The following is a 9,541-nucleotide window of genomic DNA, read 5'->3' as shown; positions in this document are numbered from 1 at the left end:
TAATGCGATCATCGCCCTAGGGCTTTCATGATCAAAAACAGCTACTTACAGACCAAATGAATGAATTTCCCCCTTATCTCGGCATGCCCCCTATTAGGCCAGGTTGGGCTTTTGCAGAGGTGACGCCGGGGAAGGAAAAGGGAGCACCGCCGGGCCGGAGAGCGCCGGCGGCTATGTTGTTATAAGTTGGCCTCAGTGCGGCCAGCTCAGCGCTCACTTCCCGCCAACATAAGGCGAGGAGGGAGGCGCGACCGGCAGGCCGACCGGCTTACGGCCGGGGAGCAGGAGCAGGATGGCCAGGATTACCAGGCCAACGAAGGGGATGAACCACAGCAGAAGCATCCAAGGGGAGACGCCGGCGTCTTTCAGACGCTGAATGGCATTGCCGGCGATGACCAGAAGCGCGAGGAGCATCAGAAGTCTGCCGAGCAACCCGAAGGGGCTCAAAGCGACCAAAACTGATACCAGGAATACGTCGGCAAGCAGGCAGAGCCAGAAAAAAGTCCGACCCTGTCGGTTCCTGAACTTGAAGGCGCCGGTGAAATGCCGGCAGTAGTGGGAGAGAAGATTCACGCGGGCTCCTTTGGACATGTCGAGCCGCTGCTCTGCAGCTCGGACACTCATCCTATCTCAGAGTCCGCATGCTCCCCCGGCAAAACACAGGATGTAACGCCAGGCACCATCTACCAGGGTTTCTGCCACCTCCTTTGGAAGGAGCAGATGCCCTAGCATGATGAGGCTGAAGAACAGGGTGAATTTCAAGAACAGTTGGCGTAGGAACACCTGGTCGACCTCGATGTGCTGAGACGTGGGAGTATACCGTCCCGATCGCGCCCACCCAGAAAGTCGACCTCGATCTTTGAGTTACCTGTGATCCGCCGGCCGATCAGCTTCGCGCCATGCGGCGATAGTCGCCAGCATGCTCTCAACCATACCCAGAAGGAGCAGGCTCTGGTTCCATGAGTGCCCCTGGATAAGGTGGCCAGGCATGCCCCCGAGGGTGTGGAACTCTGTCCATGCCAAATACAGAAATGACTCAAGAGGGATGGGTTCATCCCCGAAGTACAAGCGCTGCCAGTAGATCCCAAGCCCCTCTACGCTGAGCGTTGCGACCACAAGCGGACGCAGTTCGTACCGCTCCAAATCTTGCGGATTCATACCATCGCTGCACCGATACGCCATGCAGTCCTTGCCGATGAATAAATACTTGGTCTGCGCAACTGTTAGGTGCTGGGTGAGCATCGCGATGATTCCGGCAGTTTTTTCGAAAGTGTAGGCCTGTTCCGGGCATGTCGCGGCAATCCGACATCAACAAGGAATCCGCGCCATCAACTTGACTGGGATTTGCCATTTTCGCTCGGTACCGTTGGCCTCTAGACCCGAGGTAACAATGGTCAAACGCTCATTTGCCACTCTCACTGCCCTGGCGGTCGCACTCACGCTGGCCGGCTGCTACTCCACCTGCTTCAAAGAAACGCCCGCCCAACAGGTGGCCACGTTCGAGTTCGTGATCAAGGAAATCGATGCCAACAAGCATGAGCGCGTGCTGCAGCGGCCTCGTATTGCCGCGCAGATCGATACTCAAGCGGAATGGCGTCAGCTGCATATCGTGAAAGAGGGCGCGCTCGAAAAATCACGCTCGGGATACATCATGGCCATCCACCCCTATGCCGTCCCAGGGAAGCGGCAGTCCGAAAAGGCGGTGACCTTCGACCTGGTCGTCGACCAGTTCATTCCTGAAATCGGCGCAACTCAAGTAGCCACTTCGGGTACTGGAGCGGCCGTAAACGGCGGCGAGTCGACGATCTTCTGGACTGCGGCCGGGAAGAAGTACACCCTCGAAACGCGGCTTGTCAGCCTGGACTAGCATGCAAACCGCTGGCCCGGCCACAGAGTCACCAAAATGCAAAATCCGGGCTTCAAGCCCGGTTTTTGCATTTCTTTTGGTTCAAGGTCCGCCAGCGTTTGAAAGTCACAAGCCTCGCAGCTACCACCTGGGTCAATCGCGAAGTTTGATCCCGTCGCTCCGATGCAGACTATGGCGCCTACGGCGCTCACCCTGCATCTTTTTGGCCATCTTAGGATCGGCCTGGCCGCCCGGCTTAGCACCGGCGTTGACCATCCTGTCGCGCTCCTTGTTGAAGCGGTACCGGTCGATCAGGCGCTGTATCACTGCGCTCTGCTGACGCATGCCGGCGACGGCGCCGTCCAGACTCACCAGACTCATTGCTGCACCTTGGGGCCAGAGGTTGTCGATGAAATCGTCAACCGATCGGCACTTATAGGCGACATGATAGGAGTTATATCCCAAGGCGCGCGCCACCATGCCTTGTACCTCAGTCAGCCTGATCTCAGCCCCATTCCTTCGTGCGAGCTTCAGCAAGCGGGTACTGTACCGCTTGAACTGCCCGAGATAGAGGCCGGTTACCTGGGTCAACAGCAAAAGCTGATCGGCCAGACGGTCGTCCCGCAGGACATACTCCTCCTCAGCTTTCCACCCCTGCAGGTTGTTCGCAGCCAGGAAAGCTTCAAGGTGCTGCCCAAGACTTCGGGTAACATGCCTAGCGGTGATCTGCTTCGGGAGCTCCTCGGGAGGAAGTTCCTGGATTTCTGGCATGCTTGTCTCGCTGAACGTGGTCAATAGATTGAACCATGATACCGCCCGCGCGACACTTGACCAGTGTCGGCCGGCCTCGGCACGACCAGCGAGAGGGCAGTGGCAATCACCGCCAGGCGGCCCGGGTTATCTCCAGAGGTCAAAACGCAAACCCGGCCTGCTGGGGTGTGCTGAGGAGGCGCTCGAGGTCGCCGTTGAATATTTCACTAGCCTCGCGGCCACGGGCTACGATCTGGCCGCGCACTTTCAGGTGATCGATGTGGACTCGACCACAGGGATCACACTCTTGGTACGACAACTCGGCTTCCAGCTTATTTACGACAGAGCTTCAGCCTTTGGTGGCGGCCCCGCATCGGCACTGCATGTAAGGACTCCTTCAGGGAGATTGCTACAGGCCTGATGGTAACGGTTGCACTCCCATATTCATGACCGAAAGTCCTTGCCGGCTCCCAACCTACGGTTTAGGGATTTTCCAATACCGGTTTCGCTGGTACTCGGGCGATCGGGAAGTAGCATCCAGATTTCGATCCTTGGTATGCGTGCCCTCCGATGTCTGAAAACCTCTTCAAGACCTTTCTAAAACCCTCCCCAGACTCATCGCCTTACAGCCTGACGGAGCTGCAGTCCGGCACGTTCCAAGAGTGGTTTTCTCGGCATGCTTTCGACTTGGTCATCGATTACTCGCAGTTCCTGCTCTACCTGTCCTTCTCGCTCTCGATGATCCTGTTCTTCCGTCGCACGCTTTCGCCCAAACTCATCACTGGCGCCTTCGCTCTTGCTCTTGTGATCTTCCGCTACGGGGAAAACCAAACTCTTGGCCACCTGCTCCTTCCGGAAGGGTCGAATCCGCAGCTCGTTCCAACGTTCCTCGCCGGCATTGTTGCCAGCGGTCTCATCTTGCTGGTCTTCGTGAGACGCTGGCGAACGCTTGATCGCATCATCATGTTGGGAGCCCAGGCCGCCGTGATCGGCACCACCCTGATTTTCCACGTCGCACTGGTCCAAACTGCCCTCCCGGGCTGGAACTGGAACATTGCCTGGCAGCACCGCAACCTGCTCGATCTTCCCAGCACGGAGTTCCAGGACGGGTGCAGGGCAGAGGGGGTGGCGTGTTGGTCAGGCACGTCGTTACGTGCTGAAGACTTTCCGGCGCCGCTCCGGGGCCAGATCTTCGGCACCTATGTCGACCTGTCCACTCGACCATTTACCGAAATGGGGACCACTGTCGGCATCGACAATGATGAAAAGACAGGAAGCATTGCGGCCGTTCTTCTGTACAGGAAGGCAGGCCTCTACAAGGTAATCGTCGACTACGCCGATGCGGTGGGCGCGCACCGGGTGATCCTGCGACTGTTCTACGTGCTCTGCTCGGTCGCCCACTCGATCTGGATCTACCTGGCCCTTTTTCTGATCGCTTTCCATCACAGACGATTCAGCCGCCGGGGCCATGCGATGCCGTCCTCTGGGAATGTCAGTGCAGCGCAGGTTCCTCCGTTTGAAACAGGCCCTTCCGGCATCCCTAACTGAAGCTGCACCGCGCGGCTTGGCCTACCCTCATCGCACAGCTTCCGAGTCTGCGCTATAGGGTTCGATCGTCCAATCCTGAATCAGCCTGTTGAACACGCTCGCCCCCTCAAGGATGTTCTTGTCGATCCCATGGCGGGTTTCGTACAGCAGGCGGATTACCGCGATGCACTCCAGGAAGAGGTCATGGTCGATACAACGGAACCTGGTGGGGTCGAAGGGGTATCGGCATCCGTCGTAACACGCCACCAAGAACCGCGCGATATGGCGGCACTGTCCAGAAAAGCCTTGAGCCACAGCGATTAAATGCTGCAGGGACTTCTTCCCGAGGCTCCGAAGGCCCTCTGATGTTTCGTCCTCCGACGTCGGTATCTGCATTTGGATGCGGCTCGGTGGCCGCCAACGCTCAGCCATTCCATTGAAAACCGAACTTCCGTTCTCTACGTACTGGTGCACCTCCATCGCGGGGGCGGAGTCCATCAGCAACAGAGCTATGCAGTCTTCCATCATGCGGCGATTAAGCACCCTCAACGAGGCAGGATCGATCGGGAAATCCTGGCCGTTGTAACAGCCCAGCAGCAGCGACCTGACCACCTGGTTCTGGATGCCGTCGCCTTGGGCAATGGGCAAGAGTCGATGCAGGGCTTTCTCTCCTGCATAGCGTATCCGCGTGTATGGACTTTCGAGCTGTTCACGAATATTGGCGGAAGCTTGCTCCGGACCAGGGTCAGTCATCATGAGTCCCTCCTTTTTGCTGACCGGAACAGCCTAATCCAGAACTGAGGTTTGCTCCACGATTTACCGAAACCGCCTAAATCTTGGGAATTTCAGCGTGTCTTTTTGACATGGGGTCTAACAAATGTGCTCGTAGCATTGGTGCCTACAACTTCTGCTTAGGAGCAATGAAGATGGGGCGGGAATGCCAGCAGGGCTTCACCTTAATGGAGCTGGCAATAGTGCTTGCGATCACGGCGATGCTCGCCGCCGCAGCAGTGCCAAACTACATGACCAGGGTGAACCAGAAACGCGCGGACATCACAGTCCAAGACACCCAGGCGATCATCGACGCCGCACGGGCCTATCGAAGCGAGAAGGGCACCTGGCCAGGTGATGCTACATGCTCGAATGCTATTCAGGCGCTCGGAGCGACAACCCCGCCAATGCTCGCAGGGGTGTCAAATATCAACCGTTACAACTACCCGATCACCACCTCCTGCACCCAGTACACCTTCAGTGTCGATCAGAACACCACCAAAGATTGGGACGGGGTTGTGGTGAATGGTTTACCGGGTTCTCAAATCATCAACTCATCCACCTACCAGATCCGCACCACTGTTGGGGTTCCAGGGACTGAACCAGCCCTGGACGGGAAGCTCTCGCGCCTGGCCTCGGCGAACGCGGAAATGAACCGCATGCGTACCAACCTGCTGATGGGTAACAACGACATCAACGAGGTCAATGCGGTCAACGCTCAAACCCTCAACGCTGCCGGCGCGGTCAACGCTCAAACAGTCGCTGCTACCGGAAATATCAGCACCGCTGGCTACGTCGAGTTCACCGGCACGGCTGCAGAGGGAGGGGGCTGCGCGAAAGCGGGGCTCGTCGCTACGACATCCACCGGTGCGCAACTCACCTGCCAAGGGGGCAAGTGGGTGAAGTCGGTTATCTGGAGCCCGGCGATCGTAAGCACAGGTCAATCGTGTGCCAGCTTTCCGAAAGGCTCTTTGGCGTTCGACAGTGCGGGGAATCTCTATGTTTGCAAACCTTAAGGCCGTGGCCGTAGCCGCGGCTTTCATTCTCACTGCGGTAACAACGACAGTCTCGGCGGACTCTTGGAAGCCCATCCGTAGTGGGGCAAGCTCTAGTGGGTGGCAAAAGGTCGTTTGTGACCGATCGGGGAATGGTTGGCGGTCTTGCAATATGGGACTGACGATCGTCATCCAGGCAACCCCAGGCTCCCTCGCTGCCCTAGGGGAGAAGGCGGCATTGGTGGCAACAGTCCAGGACTACGACGGGAACAACGCCGGCAGGGGCGTAGTGATCAACTGGACCACCAGCGACGGCGGTCTCAGTGCTGCGACCACGACAACGGATGCGAACGGCCAGACATCGGTCGTTCTCACTTCGTCAAAGACAATTGGCGGGGCCACCGTGAGCGCGACGTCGCCGGCGGAAGGAGGTACAGGGCAGATCACTGTACCGTTCACCGATAAGTGGGTATCTACCAGTGCGATGTACTCAGCCTGGCAGGACTCTGGAGCACCGTACAGTTGCAGCGCCTGGTCACCCGACGCGAGCACGATCAATAAGGGAACAGCATTCACTCAGTCTGCCGTTTGCTACCAAAACCAGATCGCGTACCAACAAAACCGGGAAGTGAGCCTGGTGACTGGCCAGGTCCGAAACGTTGGGGGGGTGATCCCGCTATATCAAACTGTCCAGGCAGCACGTTCCCAGCAAGCCGTCGGTACCAAACAGAGCACCCCGAGTTGTGCTTGGTCCTCATTCACAAAGAACGGGGTCTACGCCACCGGCTGGGATCATGGCGTGTCGAACACCGGTGGGCCGAAACAGGGGTACCGGCTTTACCTAGGGCAGTACATCGGAGAGGTTGCCAACGCGACTGATAGCTTCGCCTACAACGGCCGAATCTACACTATAGGAAAATTCCGACAGTCCACCTGCCTCGGCAAAAACTGCGCATCGAGTCGTGAGGAATACGAGGCCTGTTCTGTTCCGCAGTAAAGAGTCGAACTCGTGAGTCGGGCAGGACTCAGTTGCAGTCCTGCCGACTCACCCGAACTGACATGATCAGTTGGCCATCCCTTCCAACATAGTTGTACCGATAGGTTCCCCCCATCTCCATGAACGGGGAGACCATGTTCGGCGTCGCGCAGACTTTCGAAATGATCTCTGGGCCGAGTGCCTTTTTCACCGCTGCAGGGTCCAGGTCTCGAGATGCATACCGACGGAATCGATACCAGTATCCCCATTCCCTACCGCTACCAGTCACGTCATAAAATTCTGTTTCTGCGTCGACCATCTTGGGGAGATCTTGCTTTGCGCGAGGGATGCCTCGAGCGAACAGCATTCGGAAGAAGTCATCCTCGGTCATGCCCTTGGCAGCAAGAGCTTGTCGGGTTGCTTCTGCAGATACGCCTCCAACCGCAGTCCCTCCGACGCTGCCAGCTGCAGAGCCCAGTGCCTGTCCTAGCTTCCCAGCGTATGCGGCTTCAGGCGCAAGTAGCGCCACCCCTGCCAGCAGGATGAGTCCCGACCAGCCTGCCCCGAAAATCCCATTCCTTCCGCCCATCCTGCCCACGCTCCCTGTCCAATACATATTGAGGTTTGCTCCACGTTTCGCAGCAATCGATGCACGCTGACTCGAACTGACCGGCGGTAACCCGCAGTCGCGCCTTGGACATTTACCGGCCATATACTGCACGGTAGAGGCCATGGATGGCCCCCCTTCAGCAAAATCCTCCCCGCTGACAGTGACATACCCAGTGCGCGCAGCTTGACGCCAACCCGGGGCTGATCTCTATACTGTACGCATATACAGTTTTGAGACGACCGCCCAGATGGATTGCTTTACGTCTCCCGGCCGGCGGCTGTCCAGTCTCGCCCTGGCGCAGCAGCGCCTGAAGATCACTGGTTTCCAGAGCCCGGCTGAGGATCACTTGCTTTTTCCCCCCTCCCTTGACGCCGCGGTGGGATGGGGGGCACCCAACATTTGGCTTTGGCTAGTCGACACCGACGATCTTGTTGGGATCGGAGTGCACCGGAACGATGTACTCGTGGTCGACCGCGCCCTCGAGCCTAGTGCCGGCAATGTAGTAATCGTGGTGGCGAACCATGAGCATCATTTGGCGCTCGTGGAGCGGGTAGCACTGGAACGACTACATCTTGCACGGGTAGGAGCCGACGGCCGCCATCGCGAAATCCTGGCCGACGAAGAGCAGGTGGAACTATGGGGAGTGATCAGCATGCTGCTCAGGAGCATGCTGTGAGCGTCTTTGCCCTGGTCGATTGCAACAGCTTTTACTGCTCATGTGAGCGGATCTTCCGTCCGGACTTGGCACAGAAGCCAGTCGTGGTCCTTTCGAACAACGATCTGAGGGATTGCTTCCGTTAGTAAATGAATTACAGTCCGCACCACCTTGATAGAAGCCTGAGAAATTACATTCCAGCCTCTGAAGGGGAGTCATCTGGATGGTGTTTAAGGCTGTGAAATGAGGCTGGTGTTCGCAACAAAAGACCTTGCTGTAGCGGGTCGATCATTCGAAGGTTTCCCTCTGTTGGTTGGCGCCGACGGTTGGCCAGTGGAGCCGGCGCAATCTTTCCTTTGGCACACGCTAGTCGAGTCAGGTGAGGCACTCAGTGCTCTGACGTGGGAGGCCTATGGACGCCGTCTGTTCGACTACTTCGCCTTCCTCGAGGCCAATGGTCTGGCCTGGAATGAGGAGAGTCAGGCAGATGGCCTGAGCGTCCTGTCGCGGTATAGAGACTGGTCGAGCGGTGAGTTGGAACTAGATCCCAGCACTCTGAACAAGCGACTGAACCTAATTGTGAGGTTCTACCAATGGGCCAAGCAGCGTGATCTGATCGCAGCGCTGCCCTTTGGCGAGCGAAGGGTCAGAGCGACTCCGCATTCCGGCTTCCTCAGTCACGTAGCTCGTCCTAACGCCGAGAGTACGAAGCCCTCAGTGATGGTGCGAGAGCGTAAGCGATTGACCAAATTCCTGACCAAAGATCAGGCTAAGGTTTGCCTCGCCCTCGATGCCGATCCAAGTCACCGGATCTTGTTCCATCTGATGGTTCGCACTGGTCTTCGCTCCTGCGAGGCGCGCACTTTCCCTTTCAAGTACGTCTTTAATCCTCGGCTGAAGAAGGGCCTCCGCCCTGGGCAAATGATCAGCGTGGCTCTCGAGCCATCGGACATGCATCTCAAGTACGGCCGCCCTCGAACAATTGACGTGCCTTGGTCGCTGATGGAGGAAATGTGGTCGTACACGCTTCATGAGCGCGAAGTACGGAAAGCGGCCGGCAACGGGCGCGCCACGGCCTTGGTGCTGACAAGGGAGGGGCGGCAGTACACGAAAGACTCCATCGTCGACGTGATGAAGGCGTATGAGCGCAAGTGCGGATTTTATGTTAGGGCCCACATGCTTCGTCATACCTATGGGACTTATACCCTTCTTGCCCTGAGGAAAAGCCGAGACTTTAAAGGAGAGCCATTGCTCTATGTCCGAGACAGGATGGGACACTCCGACGTTCAAACAACGATGGTGTACCTGCATCTCATTAATCAGCTAGAGGCTCAGTCTGTCCTTGCTCATGAAGACGAGATAGACATGATGTTTATGGCCGTCTCTACTCCAAGCATCTGAGGTACTACTG

The 9,541-nt window shown here is 57.4% G+C and carries 11 protein-coding genes and 1 pseudogene; 5 read left to right on the top strand and 7 right to left on the bottom strand.

All coding sequences use genetic code 11. The annotated features are described in order from the left end of the window. Nucleotides 1–213 precede the first annotated feature (213 nt). The gene (locus HMPREF1224_RS43680) at nucleotides 214–573 is read right to left on the bottom strand and encodes a DUF805 domain-containing protein (RefSeq protein ID WP_010794495.1); all 360 of its coding nucleotides are present in this window, start codon (nucleotides 571–573) and stop codon (nucleotides 214–216) included. A 291-nt stretch (nucleotides 574–864) separates the two neighbouring features. Continuing rightward, the gene (locus HMPREF1224_RS43675) at nucleotides 865–1,242 is read right to left on the bottom strand and encodes a hypothetical protein (protein ID WP_010794494.1); all 378 of its coding nucleotides are present in this window, start codon (nucleotides 1,240–1,242) and stop codon (nucleotides 865–867) included. A 148-nt stretch (nucleotides 1,243–1,390) separates the two neighbouring features. Here HMPREF1224_RS43675 and HMPREF1224_RS43670 point away from each other — a divergent pair, with 148 nt between their 5' ends. Further along, the gene (locus HMPREF1224_RS43670; RefSeq protein ID WP_010794493.1) at nucleotides 1,391–1,867 is read left to right on the top strand and encodes a hypothetical protein; all 477 of its coding nucleotides are present in this window, start codon (nucleotides 1,391–1,393) and stop codon (nucleotides 1,865–1,867) included. A gap of 132 nt (nucleotides 1,868–1,999) precedes the next feature. Here HMPREF1224_RS43670 and HMPREF1224_RS43665 read toward each other — a convergent pair whose 3' ends face one another. Further along, nucleotides 2,000–2,617: a hypothetical protein gene (locus HMPREF1224_RS43665; protein ID WP_010794492.1), complete on the bottom strand. Its 618-nt coding sequence runs from the start codon at nucleotides 2,615–2,617 to the stop codon at nucleotides 2,000–2,002. 549 nt (nucleotides 2,618–3,166) lie between these two features. Between HMPREF1224_RS43665 and HMPREF1224_RS43660 the strand changes: the two genes are divergently transcribed. Then, entirely contained in the window at nucleotides 3,167–4,144 is a 978-nt protein-coding gene (locus tag HMPREF1224_RS43660) for a hypothetical protein (protein WP_010794491.1), read from the top strand. Nucleotides 4,145–4,171: 27 nt separating this feature from the next. Here the strand turns inward: HMPREF1224_RS43660 and HMPREF1224_RS43655 are convergent, their stop codons facing one another. Next, nucleotides 4,172–4,879: a DUF7673 family protein gene (locus HMPREF1224_RS43655; protein WP_010794490.1), complete on the bottom strand. Its 708-nt coding sequence runs from the start codon at nucleotides 4,877–4,879 to the stop codon at nucleotides 4,172–4,174. A 170-nt stretch (nucleotides 4,880–5,049) separates the two neighbouring features. Here HMPREF1224_RS43655 and HMPREF1224_RS46125 point away from each other — a divergent pair, with 170 nt between their 5' ends. After that, nucleotides 5,050–5,910, top strand: a complete 861-nt coding sequence (locus HMPREF1224_RS46125) for a prepilin-type N-terminal cleavage/methylation domain-containing protein (RefSeq protein ID WP_010794489.1) — start codon at nucleotides 5,050–5,052, stop codon at nucleotides 5,908–5,910. Nucleotides 5,911–6,147: 237 nt separating this feature from the next. On the opposite strand, the gene HMPREF1224_RS45525 is transcribed toward HMPREF1224_RS46125, so the two are convergent. The 3 genes from HMPREF1224_RS45525 to HMPREF1224_RS46065 all read right to left on the bottom strand — a co-directional run bounded on the left by HMPREF1224_RS45525 (nucleotide 6,148) and on the right by HMPREF1224_RS46065 (nucleotide 8,007). Further along, a complete protein-coding gene (locus HMPREF1224_RS45525; protein WP_153901627.1) occupies nucleotides 6,148–6,465 on the bottom strand; it encodes a hypothetical protein in 318 nt (105 codons plus the stop codon). A gap of 449 nt (nucleotides 6,466–6,914) precedes the next feature. Continuing rightward, nucleotides 6,915–7,598: a hypothetical protein gene (locus HMPREF1224_RS46120; RefSeq protein WP_010794487.1), complete on the bottom strand. Its 684-nt coding sequence runs from the start codon at nucleotides 7,596–7,598 to the stop codon at nucleotides 6,915–6,917. A gap of 286 nt (nucleotides 7,599–7,884) precedes the next feature. After that, on the bottom strand, nucleotides 7,885–8,007 hold the full coding sequence (locus tag HMPREF1224_RS46065; protein ID WP_010794486.1) for a hypothetical protein: 123 nt from the start codon (nucleotides 8,005–8,007) through the stop codon (nucleotides 7,885–7,887). A 104-nt stretch (nucleotides 8,008–8,111) separates the two neighbouring features. On the opposite strand from HMPREF1224_RS46065, the pseudogene HMPREF1224_RS45170 reads away from it, so the two are divergent. Beyond that, nucleotides 8,112–8,255, top strand: a pseudogene (locus HMPREF1224_RS45170) (hypothetical protein); the annotation flags it as partial. A 118-nt stretch (nucleotides 8,256–8,373) separates the two neighbouring features. Beyond that, nucleotides 8,374–9,531 (top strand): tyrosine-type recombinase/integrase, encoded by a 1,158-nt coding sequence (locus HMPREF1224_RS43635; RefSeq protein WP_010794485.1) that lies wholly within the window; start codon nucleotides 8,374–8,376, stop codon nucleotides 9,529–9,531. Nucleotides 9,532–9,541 lie beyond the last annotated feature (10 nt).

The sequence above is a fragment of the Pseudomonas sp. P179 genome, from assembly GCF_000478485.2.
Taxonomy (GTDB): Bacteria; Pseudomonadota; Gammaproteobacteria; order Pseudomonadales; family Pseudomonadaceae; genus Pseudomonas; species Pseudomonas aeruginosa.
This window is presented reverse-complemented; position numbering and strand designations above follow the sequence as displayed.